This is a genomic window from Pirellula sp. SH-Sr6A (assembly GCF_001610875.1).
Taxonomy (GTDB): domain Bacteria; phylum Planctomycetota; class Planctomycetia; order Pirellulales; family Pirellulaceae; genus JBKCUI01.
This window is the reverse complement of the sequence record NZ_CP011272.1, coordinates 2,417,795-2,434,110: the sequence shown is the minus strand read 5'-3', so window position 1 is coordinate 2,434,110 and position 16,316 is coordinate 2,417,795. Positions and strand designations below refer to the sequence as shown.

Sequence of the window (16,316 nt, the reverse complement as noted above, 5' to 3'; positions counted from 1 at the left end):
AAGTTGGACACGGGATCGGTTTAGCACGGTAATCGTCGCACAACCAGTGCTTGATGCAATCCGGTACACAAATTGGGGAACTCCGCTCACAAGATCGTTCCTGCGCAAACACAGACGATGAAACACACAAGCAAGCGGATACGATGAGCGGGGCGGATGTTCGTAGGGTCATAATTACTCTCGTTCAATCAATCAATTTACTGCAGTTCTTGAGACAGCTTAGAAGCTCATTTCTTCCACTGCTTCGACACTGTTTTCGCCTGTCGATGACGCGGCTGTTAGAGTCGATTCGGTTGGAATGCTCAGCGCTACCGGTTCGCCTTCCATCACCGTCGGTTGAGTTATCACCGTAGATGTCGCACCGCCGTCGATACGTATTTGCCAGCCGCCTCTGAGAGCTCGGTAGATGTCGATGAGAGATAAGCTGATCGATGCTTCTGATTCGGCCAAATCGATTTCTTGTTGCACCAATATGTTTTGAAGGTTGAACACTCGCTCAAAGTCGATTGCCCCTTCTTTGTATTGAGTCAAAGCGAGTTCAACAGACCGCTTTGTGGCCTTGACTGCCTCTCTGAGCTTGCCAGAACGCTCTTGCGATTTCAAGAAGTCCACCAACGCATTCTCAACTTCTTTGTTGGCACCCAAAACGGTCTGTTGGTAGCGAATCGCAGCTTCTTGGAATTGTGCTTCATGCCGAACAACATTGCTTTGGATACGTCCAAAATTGAGTATATCCCAACGGAACGAGGGGCCGATGATTCCGCCGAAGGACGAACCGCTAAACAGATCGGACGCATTATTAGCTGTCCATCCAAACCCACCGTCAATCGAAAAGTGTGGATAAAGATCGGATGCAGCGACGCCAATCGCAGCGCTCGCACCTGCAACCGCCCTCTCTGCGGCCCGGACGTCCGGACGTCGGCGTAGCAACTCACCCGGAATTCCAACGGCAACGCTCGTCGACGCCATGGGTATTGGCCCCTCACCGACCTGAGGTTCCAAATCTTGAGGTGTAGCACCGATTAAAACGCACAACTCATTGTTTGCTTTGCGAAGCGTTGCTTGGAATTGAGGAATCAACGCCTCGGTTGCTTCGAGCGTCGATCGGGCTTGAGTGACATCTAGTTCGTTCACGGCTCCAGCTTTGAACCTTGCTTCGGCCAGTCGCAAACTTCCTCTCTGAATCTCAGCATTCTCGCGAGCCAGCCGAACAAAATTCTGAGAGGCCCTCATATTCGTATAGGCAGTCGCTGTATCCGCTACAGCGATGGAAAGGATATCGTCGTAAAGTTCCACTTGCCGTTCGATCTCTGCATCAGCCTGCTCGATTCTTCGGCGGAACTTGCCCCATACATCCAGTTCCCATTCGAGTTTGGCTCCCAAGTGATTCAAATCAAACGAGCGGTTGGGATTGGGCACCCCCGAGGGGTTGCCTGCCTCACTGATTTGAATTCGATCGTAAAACCCGTTCACAGACCCTTGCGGGAGCCTCTCTCCTACACGAATAGCCCGCAGGGCGCGGTACTCCAAGACTCGTTGGCCCTGCTCCCTTAATGGCAGGTTACCTCGATAGGCGGAATCCACCAACATATCGAGCGTTGGATCGCTGAATACACGCCACCAATCCCGATCGTTGGCGGGGCCGGCAATGATTCGCGGATCGTTAAAGTCGATCCAACTTTCCGAGACGGGCGCTACCGGTTTGCAGTAATTGGGGCCAACCTTTCGACCATTCTTCCACCATTGCTTCGTATATCCACAACCTGGTGAGCACAACGTCGACATGAGAGTCGCAACCGCCAAACCGTTCTTGAGCTGTTTGCCGAAGGATTTCCAGCGGGTTCGACTTGACGACTCATTCGATAAACGACGATTACGTGTGTTGGCGTGTTGTGTACCAATCATGGCCGCATCCTTGCGATAAACATTAAAACAGTGCGAAACGCTGGCCGGAGAGGCGGAAAAACCCTTCGGCTAGGCTCTTTTCATACGGTTGGATTTATCGGCGGAATCGGACCGGTATGATTGCCGAATTCGCTTCTAGGCGTGCAACCAATACAGCCCGTATAACTTGACAAATCGTCACGACAAACGTTGTTTAGCAAGCCGTCTAATGGACAGATTCTACTGATTTCGCTAGTCTACAAAGGCTAAGTATGCAGTGCCTTCTCTTGCCTGCTCTTTGCTTACTGTTTTGGGAGAGGTCTATTGTGTCCAAAAAATTCGTGTTGCTTGCGTCGATTCTTGTGGCTGGCGTGGCTGGCTTGTTTGCCTACCAATATTGGCAATCGCAACAGAATACCCTTCCGGCAGGCATTGCATCGGGAAACGGTCGGGTCGAAGCGAAGCAAGTCGATATCGCGGCGAAGGAACCTTTGCGTGTAAAGGAGATCCTCGTCAAAGAGGGCGAACTCACCAAACCCGGCCAGGTACTAGTCCGGATGGATACCTCGACGCTCGAGTCACAATTGGTGGAGTCTAAGGCAAATGTTGCTGCCGCACGCGAGCGCGTCGCCGCCGCCAACTCAGCCATTGTCAAACAAAAGAGTTTGGTCGAGCAAGCCAAGATTGAAGAAGATCGAACTCGAAAGCTTCTCGCGGATAACGCTGCTTCACAACGTGAGTACGATGCGCGTAAAACAGCAGTTGAAGCGTCTGTCGCTGGTTTGGCTGAGGTGGAAGCTAAAATGAAAACTTCCGAGCAGGAAGTGCAAGTTGCCGAAGCGAACGTTGCCACAATCCAGACCCGTATTGATGATGCGGTTTTGGTAGCGCCCGTACGCGGACGAGTTCTTTACCGATTGGCCGAACAGGGCGAAGTCCTCAGCGCCGGTGGCAAGGTTCTGACTTTGATCAATCTTGAAGACGTGTATATGGAGATATTCCTGCCGTCTGAAAGCGCTGCCAAATTAAAAGTAGGAGCCGATGCCAGAATTACGGTCGACCATTCACCAGGACGCTCGGCGGCTGGTATTGTAAGTTTCGTATCCCCGGAGGCTCAATTCACTCCCAAGCAGGTAGAGACCAAAAGCGAACGCGACAAGCTGATGTTTCGCGTGAAGATTCAGGTACCAGAGGAGATTGTCAGTTCATACATTGAGCAAATCAAAACGGGCATTCGAGGAGTTGGCTATGTCAAAGTAGACGACGCGGCAGTGTGGCCCGAATGGTTACAAAACGTGATTGAAGCGAAACCAACAGCACCTACCGCAGATGCTGTTCAAGATTCGCCCACAACGGATGGAGCGGCCCCGACGAATAATCAAGCGGAATCGAAATAGCAGAATTGGTCCATCACCCCTAGGCTTGCTCTCACCGAGACCATTTCATGCCGATTACATCTCCTCAGAATCCCAGCACTGCATCTGATAACAAGCCTGTTGTATCTATCCAAAACGTCACGCATCGCTACGGCAAGACGCTCGCACTCGACGGAATTTCGCTCGACATTCCACCTGGATTGATGGTGGGTGTGATTGGGCCGGATGGCGTAGGCAAGTCAACACTGATGGGATTGATTGCCGGCGCTAAGAAGATGCAAGAAGGAAAGATTGTTGTGTTGGACGGCGACATTGCCGATCCGCGACATCGACGCGACGCATGCCCTCGCATTGCTTACATGCCGCAGGGGTTGGGAAAGAACCTCTATCTCGAACTAAGCGTCCGCGACAATGTCGACTTCATGGCTCGCTTATTCGGCCTATCTCCATCAGAACGTCCCGCCAAAATCAAAGAACTGCTTGATGCGACCGGTCTCGGTCCATTTCCTGAGCGTCCGGCAGGAAAGCTCTCGGGGGGGATGAAGCAAAAGGTTGGTCTATGTGGGGCATTGGTTCATGAGCCTGATCTATTGATTTTGGATGAGCCCACCACGGGGGTGGATCCGCTATCGAGGCGCCAGTTCTGGAGTTTGATCGACGACATACGTGCAAGTCGCTCGGGGATGAGCGTGCTCATATCCACTGCTTACATGGACGAAGCACAGAAGTGGGACTGGATCGTGGCGATGGACGATGGCAAGGTATTGGCCACAGGAACTCCCGCGGAACTGATGGAAAGGACCGGAACCCACGACTTGGAGAAATGCTTCATAGCGCTCCTTCCCGAGGCCAAACGGATGGGGCACTCCGAGTTGATCATTCCCCCACGACCTGAGGGTATGAAAGAAATTGCGATTGATGCCAAAGGACTAACGCAGCGGTTCGGAAGCTTTGTCGCTGTGGATCACGTGACCTTGTCAATCGAGCGAGGCGAGATTTTTGGATTCTTGGGATCCAATGGCTGTGGCAAATCAACCACGATGAAGATGCTAACTGGTTTGCTCACTCCCAGCGAAGGAACAGCGACGATTTTCGGCAGCTCGGTCGAAGCCGGAAGCATGGAGGTGCGCAAGAACCTCGGATACATGACGCAAGCGTTCTCGCTTTGGGGCGAGTTGACCGTTCGCGAAAACTTGATTCTCGATGCACGTCTCTACCACATCCCTCCAGCCAAGGCCAAGGCTCGCATCGCCGAAATGGTGAAGAAGTTCGGATTGGAATCTCATCTCGACGCTAAGGCCGGCGACCTGCCGATGGGGCTGCGCCAGCGGTTGTCGTTGGCTGTCGCCGTTTTGCATGAACCTGAAATCCTCATTCTTGATGAACCGACATCGGGCGTCGATCCAGTCGCTCGCGATAGCTTTTGGGAACTCCTGGTCGATCTTTCGAGAAATCAAGGGGTGACAATCTTTGTAACCACCCACTTCATGAACGAAGGCATGCGTTGCGACCGGATTTCGCTGATGAATGCTGGGAAGGTTTTAGCCTGCGACGCCCCGCAGAAGTTGATCGATGAACGCGGTGCGGCTGGATTGGAAGACGCCTTTATCGGCTACATGGAGGACCCCATTGCAGATGCAGCATCCAAAGCGAAAAAGGTCGAAGCCAAAGTTGGTGAATCTAAAAAGTGCGAATCGAAGCGGTCCAATCGAACTGGCAAGTCAGTTATGCCAATCGGCCTGACGCGCATGCTGGCCTACGCTGCGAATGAGACAAGTCAAATCCTCCGAGATCCTGTGCGGTTAGCTTTTGCGTTTGTCGGCTCAGCCCTGTTGATGCTCGTTTTTGGTTACGGCATCACGAGCGACGTCGAACATATTCGTTATGCAGTGCTCGACTACGATCGATCGCCGGAGAGCCGAGCCTACAACGACCAATTTGCGGGCTCGGAAGTTTACTTTACCCCAACAACGCCTCCCGATTCCGCCGAAGATGCTTTGGGACGTCTCAAATCGGACGATATTTCTTTGGTGCTTGAAATTCCACCTAACTTTGGACGAGACTTAAAGCGAGGGAGCAAGCCTGAGGTGTTGGGACAAGTCGATGCGGCGATGACTTTTCGCGGCGAGACCGTCGCTCAATACGTGCAAGGAGTGCACAATAAGATGTTGGAAGACTCCGGTAGTCTCCTCTATTCAGGGCGTCCAAAGTACCGAGCGGATATTGAAGAACGCTTTATGTACAACCCAAGCTTTGAGAGCATCTACTCGATCGTCCCGAGCGTTCCAGCCCTGCTCCTCGTGTTGATTCCGGCCATTCTCATGACGGTCAGTATCGTCCGAGAGAAGGAACTGGGCTCCATGATCAATTTTTATGTGACGCCTACTCGGAAGATGGAATACCTTTTGGGGAAGCAATTGCCCTACATCGCGATTGGAATGATGAATTTCTTCATCCTGACGACGATCGCCATCCTCGTATTCGGAGTACCGATCAAGGGCAGTTTTGGGATGCTGACGCTTTGCACGCTACTCTACGTAACAGCGACAACAGGAATAGGGATGGTGACGTCTACATTCACGAGCAGCCAAGTTGCCGCCGTGTTTGTGACTGCGATTCTCACGATTCTCCCAACCATTCAGTTCTCTGGATTATTGCAACCCGTCTCGACTCTTGAAGGGAATGCCAGGTTGATAGGATCGATCTGGCCGACAACTTATTATATGCATTCCAGCGTGGGTGCCTTTACAAAGGGACTCGCTCCTGGGCTGATGGTTCAGGATTTAGTTTTCTTGGGCTGCTGCATCCCAGTTCTGTGGGCCATCAGTTGGATTGGCTTGCGAAAGCAGGAGAAATAGTCGTGACTTCACTCCTGAATATTCTTTGGTTGGGTCTCAAAGAGCTGCGGAGTCTCTTGAGCGATTATGTCATGGTGTTGTTCGTCATTTATGCGTTCACTATGGCGATCTACGTCCAAGCCACAGGAACATCCAACGAGGTCAACAACGCTTCGATCGCCTTTGTCGACGAAGATGGCTCTGCGCTTTCCAAGGAGTTGATCAATTCATTTTACCCACCGCGTTTCCAGTTGCCTGAAGTGATTCAAGCGCGAGAGGTGGAGGATGCGATGGACCGCGGGACGTTCATGTTTGTCGTCGTCATTCCGCAGCAGTTTGAGAATGATCTTCGTGCAGATCGGAATCCAGAAATCCAGTTGAGCATCGACGCGACGGCAATGCAACAGGCAGGAATTGGCGCGGGCTACATCAAGAACATTATCAACGACCGCGTGTCGAGTTTCATGAAAAGGACGGATGACTCCAACGAACCATCGGTCAGGCTCGTAGTTCGCAAGTTATTCAACCCAAACGGTATTTCTTCTTGGTTTACGAGCGTAGTAGCCATCATCAATCAAATCACATTGCTAACAGTCGTACTAACAGGCGCCGCTGTCATTCGCGAACGGGAGCACGGGACGCTCGAGCATTTGCTGGTGATGCCCTTGAACTCGTACGAGATTGCCTTGGCCAAAGTTTGGGCAAACGGCCTCGTGATTTTGATAGCGACGGCTGCCTCGCTTTACTTCGTTGTGATTAAAGCTCTCGAAGTCCCATTTGCGGGTTCGTTTGTCTTGTGGTTTGCGGGGGTTATCCTTTATCTGTTCTTCGCTACAGCACTAGGCATTTTTCTCGGAACAATCTCGAGGACGATGGCCCAGTTTGCATTGCTAATTATCTTGGTCATTGTTGTCCTGCAGATGCTTTCCGGTGGTAGTACCCCCGTCGAAAGTCAACCGATCTGGCTGCAGTATATGAGTTTCCTCTTGCCATCGAGGCATTTTGTGAGCTTCTCCCAGATCCTTATCTACCGCGGTGGTGGGTTCGATGCTGTTTGGTCTCAATTCTTGGTCGTTGCAGCCATAGGACTCGGTTTTTTCTATTACAGCCTAAAGCTGTTTCGGAAATCGATTTCGGTTTCGAAATAGAGGCAGGCAATTTGAACACCTGCCGGGAATAGTTCGCAGTACACCCATTTAATGGAACGACTTAAACCACCCTACCAACGATCACGCTGTACTCGCTGACAGCGTTCGATAGAAATTGAACATACAGCCTCACGATACTCAGACGGTCGCGAGTTCTTTGGAGAGAACAACTGCTTTCCGTGGCCTATCAAACAAAGATCGGCTTTGCATTGCCAATCGCATCATTTCACGGAGGTTTGAAGCAGGAGAGACGATTGGAGATTTTGGCGATATCGTCGACGAATTTTGGATCATCGGCGAAGGTTACGTTGAAACCTATTTCCAAAATGAACAAGGGAGCATAGAGCCGCTGGCAACGCTCGGTCCGGACGACCATATCGGTGAATTGGCTTTGCTCGAAGAGACGCCGCGGCCTGTCCGAGTCATTGCACGGACACCTGTTTTGCTGCTAGCGTTACCAAGCGATTCATTCTTCGAGTTTGTCGATGCCTATCCAGTCTTGATGCGGAACCTATTCCGCACACTTGGCCGTCGATTCAAGAATGCGATTGGAACGCAAGCTTCCAATAGACGTTCAAGGCGTTTGGGGATCATTGCGCGATCCATCCAAGCGAGGACTCTCGTTTCCAGATTGATTAGTCGACTTGCCGCGAGCGGTGAGAAACTTGTAGTCCAGACGGACGATGCGAATAGCCTCAGTAATCTACCTACGTGGCAGAAGGATATTGCGCTGCAACATGGTACACGCCCAAACGATCCAACCAAGGTAGATTCAGGCAGCCTCCATCGACAAATTGTGGTTTTTTGCAAAACAGAGATAGAGGATTTGGACCTGAGCGTTTTTCAAGAATGCGATGAGTGGCTTTGGATGCTGCAACCCAACGAAGCAAATACCGTTGAGCCGTATCTGCGAAGCTCCAGCACTGTTAACGTCACTGCAATCGATAAGATGCGTATGGTTTGGTTATTGTCAGACGATCAGCCCGTAGCTGCTTGGTTGCCAGCCCCACCTTGCAAACGCTCTTCGATCAAGGTTCATGTATCCACACAACAATCACAACTCAGTCGCCTCGAACTGCAAGGCTTGGATCGGCTGGTACGAGCGATAAGAGGCTACAGAATCGGAATTGCGCTTTCCGGTGGTGGTGCCAAGGGAATGGCGCATCTGGGCGTGTTACGCGCTCTCGACGATGCGGGAATCTCGTTTGATGTCATGTCCGGAGCCAGTGCAGGGGCGATGGCGGGACTTGTCTATGCATCTGGTATCGAGCCACTCGAGGCAGCGCATCATTTTCAACATGACTTGACCCCATCGCGTATCTTTCGCTCCCTACCCGGTTGGCCAAATCTTTACTTGCTTTATCAATTCCGGAGGCGCGCATGGGATACCATGTTGAGGCCTTATCTCCGTGATTGGCGTCTGGAACAGTTGCCGATTGAGTTTCACGCCTTGACGGTTGATTTGGTTCAAGGACGCAGCGTCGTGCGTAAAACGGGGGACGCGGTTCAAGCCATTCTTGAAAGCATCAATTTGCCCGTCATCTCGAAGCCTATCCCCCGTGATGGCATGTTGCTAGTGGACGGGGGAATGTTGGATAACCTTCCCGGGGATGTATTGGCGAACGATAACTGTGACTTCGTAGTGGGTGTTGATATCTCTCGCAAGATGAATTGCGAGTTCGCCGGAAACTGCCCCGACACCCCCACCCAGAAAATGAAAAATGCCGGATCGCTCGCGACAATGCTCCGAATTTTCGAATCGCAAGCTCATAACCTTGGAGCAGTCCGAAGTCGATCGATTGATTTCTGGATCACACCTGACACGTCGGATTATGGGCTTGCCGATTTTTATAAAAGTCAAGAGATCGCGTCGGTGGGAGAGCAAGCAGCGAAAAAACTGATTCCAGAACTCCGAAGGCGATTATCGGCCTTGGAGCTGCGATTGTTTCAATCTACGCCTAAGAACGTGTTTTGAAATTGCATTGAATTGAAAAAATCGCTACGGCTCAGGAAGCGAAAAAGTTTCCCGGACTACAAGGAGCCGTAGCGATCATGAGTGGAATGGATTATCCAAGTTGCCTATCCGACAAGCAATGGCAGTTGATTCAAAAAGTACTTCCCCACGCCAATCAGCGAGGACGAAAACGAATCGATCGGAGGAGAATCATCAATGCCATTCTTTATGTCTGCCGCACAGGGTGCCAGTGGCGATTTCTTCCCAAAGAGTTTCCCCACTGGAACACGGTCTACGGGGTATTTCGCCAGTGGAAGCTTGACGGAGTTTGGCTGGCAATCCATGAACTCCTCCGTAACGCAGTTCGTAAAGCAACGGGCAAAAAAACAGCACCTACGGTCGGAATCATCGACAGCCAATCGATTAGGACTGCCGAGGGTGGTGAAACCCGTGGCTACGACGCCGGAAAGAAGATCACAGGGCGTAAGCGACATATCCTCGTTGATACACTGGGGGTGCTTTTGATGGTTGTTGTCCACCGCGCTGACGTCCAGGACTTTGATGGAGGATCGATTGTTATGCAGGGTATCCGCAGCCTCTATCGCAGACTTAAGATCGTGTTCGCCGATGGCGCTTACGGGAAGGGTGGCCTTCCACAGCTGCTGAAAGAAAAGGAAGGACTTCAGTTGCAAACCGTGTTACGACCGATAGATGCGAAAGGTTTCCAAGTACTGCCAAAACGATGGATTGTCGAACGTACATTCGCGTGGATCAATCGAAGACGACGCTTAAGCAAAGATTACGAACGACTTGCAGACACGAGCGAAACAATGATCTACATCTCCATGATCGATTTAATGTCTCGCCGATTGTCTAAAACGTAGAAAACGCAATTTTAAAACAAGTTCTAACTAAGAGCTACACCTTTTCCCATTTGGGCAAGCCACTTGGCATGATACTCGCGGACAATTGCAATCGCTTCATCGGCCGTTCGGACGCAGATCGGAATGTTCATATCCTCTGGGCTGGCTAACGGCAATTGTGGCGAAAGCAGGTGCTTTTTCGCCCAATATACCAGTTCCTCCCACATTCCCCCTACCACGACTAGCGGGGCGCCCTGAACGTGTTTTACTTGCAAGAGCTGCCAAATCATCATGAGCTCTAGCACCGTGCCAATCCCACCAGGAACCACAACGAACGCATCGGATGCTAATACGAAATGGTGCAATCGAGTGAAAAACGTCTTGTGTTCGTAGGCTTGCTCTACGAAAGGATTCACTTCCTGTTCGAATGGTAGGTCAACGCGGATACCGATGGAATGATCTCTACCAAGCGAGTTTGCCGCACTAGCACCTTCGTTTGCAGCTTGCATAAGACCGGGCCCACCCCCGGTAACGATGTCGCAATCCATTTCCGCAAGGGCCACTGCGACGCGTTTAACTTCTTCGTAAGGGAAACTACCTGGTTGGGCACGTGCGGAACCAAAAATGGTGACCCGATAATGATCGCGTTTGGAGGGTCGAAGTCGACTCAGACTATTTACAACGTCCCACAAACCGAAGACAGCCGCCGATAGAACCTCTTTGACTGCGTCTTCATCAGCAAGACTGACGGTTGGCTGGGCTTTGGACGTAGCAACTTCTGGCTTCATAAAGACTTTCCTAGACGATGGGATTACTGGATTAAGGATGGAAGCATCGTTTCAGGCGATGATCATTTTCGAGAATACGCTCAACTTCAGGCATTACGTTGCGGCTCGACAGAACCGTGTAGAATCCTTGCTTGATGGTAGGTGCGATACGAATCGCCTCTAACCACTCGGTTCGGGAAAAGGGATCTGCAGCGATCGCATCCCAGAATCCTGTAACGTCAAAGAGGGAAGCGATTCGTTCGGTATTCGCATTTTGTAGAATGCTAACCACGTAGCTGGCGATACCTACTTGCAAACCATGCAACTTCGGTTGTGTACTAATCGCGTCCAACGCGTGCGAAATCAGGTGCTCACTGCCACTAGCAGGACGCGAGGAACCACTCATTTCCATGGAAATCCCATTAAGCATCAGGGCCGTAGCTAGAAGCCGAGTCCCTTCCAAGTCAAATGCAGGGTGACTCAGGTAGGCGTGAATCGATCCATCGGAAAGCAATGCCGAGAAGTCGTCGATCGCTTCTCCGGTGGCATGAAACGCCAGCTTCCAATCGAGAACAGCCGTGAACTTGGCAACGAGATCCCCTATGCCAGATAGAGCCAGAATTCGAGGCGCATCGCGGCAAACAGCGATATCGACAACAACCCCATAAGGCAGCGCAGCGGGGAGTGATCGACGCTTCTCGCGGACTGTTAGACTGGATTGAGGACTGCAGAAACCGTCGTTCGAGAGCGAGGTTGGAACGGCATAATACGGTATACGACCAAGGAACCCGACGTACTTAGCCACATCGAGCGCTTTACCACCCCCAAATCCAATAATGGCCGAGGTCTCTTTCGGTAAATTGGCGAACAACTGTGCTGCGGATTCGAAATCGTTCGATGCGACTTCCATCCAACCGACCGAATCCATTGATTCGTCCTTCAAACTACGTTCTAGGCGTTCCAGTAGAGGTGAGTGAAGACCTTTACTGGCAAGCACAGCTACCTTTTGGCGACCATGCCGCCGCAGGTAGATGCCGAGCCGATCCACAGCTCCTTCTTTCACACGGACCAGCGTAGGTATGGCGATTTGTGTTGGCCTCAACATTTTGACTCTACCTATTGAGAAGTGTTTTGGCTATTTCGGACCATGCTTCGAATCGGTGATAGTGCAATCCTTCTCTTTGTAGTACGTTTGCCAAATCACCGCGTGCGAATCTCAGATCCTCGGGAACAATACGTGCAGGTTCGGCATCCGGAAATCCATCTCCAGCAAATGCAACAGTGCGACCTTCCGTCAGGAAATGCTCCACGACCCCTGTTTTGTTAATACCAAGCTCCGGTGAAAAAAACGGAGAGTTACGCGGCATTTCCATAATGAGTCCCTCGCCGTTTTGGAAGCGACCTGGATTGGAGAGAACTTCGACGCTCACACCGAAATCATTGAGGAGACGGTTTATGTACCAGCTGCATCCTGCAGATGTCACGACGATATCCCAGCCTGCCTTGCGCAGGAATTGCACCGCGGCGGGCAAGCCATCGTCTAGTTTCATTTCTCTAACGACTGCAATAACTTCATCCTCGCTAGCTTGAATGGATGCGAAGTATCGACGCAGGGCCTCAAAATGAGTAATCTTTCCAGCTCGATACTCGGCCCAGTAATCGGGCGTATCAGGGGGCAGAAGCGACTTGATGACTAGCTTGTAGAAATCGAACTGAGTCATTGTGCCGTCGAAATCGCTGACAAGCACTTTCGACGAAACTGAGAATTGGGGTGAGTTCATCGCATCTATCCTACGGAAGCACGGGACATGGCTTCACATCCCAAATTTCGTGAGCGTATTGCTCGATTGTTCGATCGCTGGAAAACTTTCCGGACCGAGCAACATTATGAATTGCCTTCTCAGCCCACGCATTCTGCGTCTGAAAGAGCTTGGCGACTTTACTTTGCGTGGCAACATACTCCGTGAGGTCAGCAAGGTGCATAAAGTAGTCACCTTTGGTCAGGAGGGTTTCACGGATCGGCTCGAAAATCCCTGGCTCATCGGCAGAAAAATAGTTGCCGAAAATCATGTCCAGCGCGGCTTTCGTTTCAGGTTCGTTTTCGTAGTGCCAATGAGGGTTGTACAAGGCACGATTGTTAAGAACTTGATCGGATGTGAGTCCGAACATGAATGCATTTTCCTCGCCGACCTCTTCCGAAATTTCGATGTTTGCCCCATCGCGCGTGCCTAGCGTTATCGCACCGTTCATCATGAATTTCATGTTGCTCGTGCCGCTAGCCTCAAACCCAGCGGTCGAGATTTGCTCGGATACGTCAGCCGCTGGAATCAAGTACTCCGCAAGGGTGCAAGAGTAATTTGGTAGAAAGGCGACCCGCAGTTTGTTTCGCGTCATCGGATTCGAATTGACCACTCGAGCGATGCTCGTAATGAGTTTGATGATCACCTTGGCTAGGTGATAAGCCGGAGCAGCCTTACCGGCGAATAACACGGTGCGCGGCGGGACATCGAGGCTGGGGGTCTCCAACAACCGGTTGTAACAAATGATGACTTGGATGGCGTTCAGCAACTGTCGCTTGTACTCATGAATGCGTTTGATTTGCACATCGAAAAGCGTGTCGGGATCAAGGCTAATGTCGGCGGTCTTCTTGATCCAATCCACAAATCGCGTTTTCGCACTTCGTTTGGCAGCCAAAAACCGAGCCTGGAATGCAGCATCCTTGGCCAATGGGTCAATCTTTCGCAACAAAGCCATGTTTGTCTCCCACCCCGCTCCTACGGTTTCCGTAATCAGCTGGGCAAGATTTGGGTTTGCCTGCAGCAACCAACGCCTTGGAGTAACCCCGTTTGTCTTATTGTTGAACCGTTCTGGAAATAGTTCCGCGAACTCAGGAACCGTTTTTGTGCGTAGGAGTTTTGAATGAATCTCGGCCACTCCATTGGTGCTATGACTGCCAACGATGGCGAGATGAGCCATACGTACTTTGCGTTCGTTTCCCTCTTCGATCAAACTTATCTGACTAAGTCGAACTCGTTCCTCAGGATGCTTCAACTGAACATCGTTTAGGAAACGCCGATTGATTTCAAAGATGATTTCCAAGTGCCGAGGGAGGAGAGCCTCAAACAACTCGACCGGCCACTTTTCAAGTGCCTCGGGCAGCAGGGTATGGTTGGTATAGGCGAGAGTGCGAGTCGAGAGATCCCAAGCGTTCTCCCAGCTCAGATTAGCTTCGTCGAGCAGAATCCGCATCAATTCAGGGACTGCCATCGCCGGGTGTGTGTCGTTCAGTTGAATGGCGACCTTATCAGGCAACATGGACCAGTCGTTACCTCGGCGACGGAATCGAGCAATGATGTCGGCCAAGGAGCACCGTACCAGGAAATACTCTTGGAGAAACCTTAAGGACCGCCCGCGTTGGGTGGAATCGTCTGGGTACAGAACCCGAGTAACGGATTCAGCCAAGGTTTTGTCGGAAACCGCTCCAAAGAAGTCCCCGCTGCTGAATTCTCCAAAGTCAAACGCAGCTGCCGTTGTCGCCTTCCACAATCGCAAGGTATTGATCGTTTTGCCGCCGAAACCAACGATTGGTCGATCAAAAGGGACGCCGATTAGTTGTGTCGCATGACCTCGATGCACCGCGATCTCACCTCCTTTGACCGTGAAAGAAGCACCTAACGGAACAGGTATCTCGTCGTTAGGCCGAGCGACTTCCCATGGATCAGGTCGATTCAACCAAGGGTCAGGCTGTTCTACTTGGTAGCCATTAACGATTTCCTGCCGAAAAATCCCGTAGTCGTAACGGAGTCCGTAGCCGATGGCGGGCATTTCCAATGTCGCAAGCGATTCGATGAAACAAGCTGCTAGCCGCCCGAGGCCACCGTTCCCAAGTCCAGCGTCTGGCTCTTCCTCAACTAGTTCAGCGACTTTTATGCCCTTTGCTTTCTCCCATTCTCCCAGGGCTTGAGCTACCCCCAAGTTCGTTACATTGCTGGTTAGCGAGCGCCCAATCAAGAACTCCATGGAGAGATAATAAACTTGCTTAGGGTTCGCAGCATCGTACGTCTGAGTCGTTTTGAGCCACCGCTGTGCAAGGACATCTCGCATGGCACTCGCAAATGCTTCGAACTGCTCGCGAGGGCCAGATTGCTTGGGATCGATCACGTGGTCCAGGACAAGACGCCTCTCGAAAAGAGCGTCACTTGTCCCCGAAAAGGCTATTGGTCCACAGCCATAGCGATTCAACAATTCAGTAAGGTTCTCAATCTTCTTCATGATTGTTTCCTCAAACCAACAGATCCGACAATCTCAGCACACGTTGAGTTTGCTGAGCAATCATCAGTTCTTCATTTGTGGCGATGGACCAAATCGTAACTTCGCTTCGATGGTCATGAAGTTGCCGATAACCTTTTTGGTTCGACTCTTCATCCAAACTTAATCCCAACCAAGCGGCGTCGTGACATACTCGTGAACGAATAACAGCAGCGTTCGCCCCTATGCCACCGGTGAACACGAGCGCATCGAGACCACCAAGGGCTGCCGCAAGCGAGCCCAGTTCGCGACCAAGACGGTAAACGAATAGGTCGATTGCCTCTGTTGCGTGTGAATCAGTACTAGCCAATAGGGTACGCATGTCGCTGGAGAGGCCTGACACCCCGAGCAAGCCCGAGTCATGGTAGATCAGCTTCTCGAGCGATGCAGCATCCATGCCATGGCTTGCCATGAGATAGAGCAGGACGCCAGGATCCAACGAACCGACCCGAGTTCCCATAACCAGTCCGTCGACCGGTGTGAAACTCATCGTTGTCGCAATACTCTTACCGGCACTTAATGCGCACAAACTCGCGCCATTACCTAGATGGGCCACAATGGTTCGTCCGGAAGCCGCTCGAGGGTCCATCGCAGGCAATACGGAAGCAATATACTCATAGGAGATTCCGTGAAACCCATACCGTAGCAGACCTTGCTCGGTAAAACTCCGTGGCAAACCGAACCATTGCGCCACCGGCGGTTGGGTGCGATGGAACGCGGTATCAAAGCAGGCGACTTGAGGTAGTTCCGGCGCTGTAACGGAGAGAGACCTAATTGCGGCAAGGGAATAGGGTTGATGAAGTGGTGCGAGCGGAATAAGGCGACCAAGCTCCTCTAGCACCGATTCGTTAACACGAATCGGTGTAGCGTATTTCACGCCTCCATGTACGACTCGATGACCAACACCGACAATCCGAACTCCAACAAGCTGCTCTCGCAACCGCTCGATGATGAGCCCCATAGCTTGAGAGTGATCGAATCGAGCCCCATCGATCGGATTGCTCTCTTCCAGCAATTCATCGTCGCTGCCACGAAGAAGAAAACGCGGAGCCGTTCCGAGTCCTTCGATTTGCCCTCGAACCAATAGCGTGAGATCTCCGATTTGAAATACAGAGAACTTTAAGCTTGAAGATCCACTATTCAAAACAAGCAATGCTTCAGTCAAGAGCTACCTCATTC

Annotated in this window: 11 protein-coding genes; 5 read left to right on the top strand and 6 right to left on the bottom strand. The window is 51.4% G+C overall.

Translation table 11 applies throughout. From position 1 onward, the window contains the following. Positions 1 to 219: 219 nt before the first annotated feature. Positions 220 to 1,905, bottom strand: coding sequence for a TolC family protein (locus VN12_RS09550; RefSeq protein WP_146676606.1), 1,686 nt, complete (start codon positions 1,903 to 1,905; stop codon positions 220 to 222). 305 nt (positions 1,906 to 2,210) lie between these two features. Here VN12_RS09550 and VN12_RS09545 point away from each other — a divergent pair, with 305 nt between their 5' ends. The 5 genes from VN12_RS09545 (at position 2,211) to VN12_RS09525 (ending at position 10,083) form a co-directional block, all read left to right on the top strand. Further along, positions 2,211 to 3,281 carry an HlyD family secretion protein gene (locus tag VN12_RS09545; RefSeq protein WP_205855240.1) on the top strand — a complete coding sequence of 357 codons (1,071 nt, stop codon included), beginning with the start codon at positions 2,211 to 2,213 and terminating at the stop codon, positions 3,279 to 3,281. Between the two features lie 47 nt (positions 3,282 to 3,328). After that, positions 3,329 to 6,118: a ribosome-associated ATPase/putative transporter RbbA gene (gene rbbA / locus VN12_RS09540; protein WP_146676604.1), complete on the top strand. Its 2,790-nt coding sequence runs from the start codon at positions 3,329 to 3,331 to the stop codon at positions 6,116 to 6,118. Between the two features lie 2 nt (positions 6,119 to 6,120). After that, entirely contained in the window at positions 6,121 to 7,245 is a 1,125-nt protein-coding gene (locus VN12_RS09535; protein ID WP_146676603.1) for an ABC transporter permease, read from the top strand. 115 nt (positions 7,246 to 7,360) lie between these two features. Beyond that, positions 7,361 to 9,220: a cyclic nucleotide-binding and patatin-like phospholipase domain-containing protein gene (locus VN12_RS09530; protein WP_146676602.1), complete on the top strand. Its 1,860-nt coding sequence runs from the start codon at positions 7,361 to 7,363 to the stop codon at positions 9,218 to 9,220. Positions 9,221 to 9,297: 77 nt separating this feature from the next. Next, positions 9,298 to 10,083 carry an IS5 family transposase gene (locus VN12_RS09525; protein WP_146676601.1) on the top strand — a complete coding sequence of 262 codons (786 nt, stop codon included), beginning with the start codon at positions 9,298 to 9,300 and terminating at the stop codon, positions 10,081 to 10,083. A 23-nt stretch (positions 10,084 to 10,106) separates the two neighbouring features. Here the strand turns inward: VN12_RS09525 and VN12_RS09520 are convergent, their stop codons facing one another. Genes VN12_RS09520 through VN12_RS09500 form a run of 5 tightly spaced genes read right to left on the bottom strand, consistent with a single transcriptional unit; the run spans position 10,107 to position 16,302 of the window. Beyond that, positions 10,107 to 10,850, bottom strand: coding sequence for an LOG family protein (locus VN12_RS09520; RefSeq protein WP_146676600.1), 744 nt, complete (start codon positions 10,848 to 10,850; stop codon positions 10,107 to 10,109). Between the two features lie 31 nt (positions 10,851 to 10,881). After that, on the bottom strand, positions 10,882 to 11,934 hold the full coding sequence (locus tag VN12_RS09515) for an iron-containing alcohol dehydrogenase family protein (RefSeq protein WP_146676599.1): 1,053 nt from the start codon (positions 11,932 to 11,934) through the stop codon (positions 10,882 to 10,884). Between the two features lie 7 nt (positions 11,935 to 11,941). After that, positions 11,942 to 12,610, bottom strand: a complete 669-nt coding sequence (locus VN12_RS09510; RefSeq protein WP_146676598.1) for an MtnX-like HAD-IB family phosphatase — start codon at positions 12,608 to 12,610, stop codon at positions 11,942 to 11,944. Positions 12,611 to 12,620: 10 nt separating this feature from the next. After that, a complete protein-coding gene (locus VN12_RS09505) occupies positions 12,621 to 15,101 on the bottom strand; it encodes a glycogen/starch/alpha-glucan phosphorylase (protein ID WP_146676597.1) in 2,481 nt (826 codons plus the stop codon). Positions 15,102 to 15,111: 10 nt separating this feature from the next. Continuing rightward, the gene (locus VN12_RS09500) at positions 15,112 to 16,302 is read right to left on the bottom strand and encodes an acetate/propionate family kinase (RefSeq protein WP_146676596.1); all 1,191 of its coding nucleotides are present in this window, start codon (positions 16,300 to 16,302) and stop codon (positions 15,112 to 15,114) included. Positions 16,303 to 16,316 lie beyond the last annotated feature (14 nt).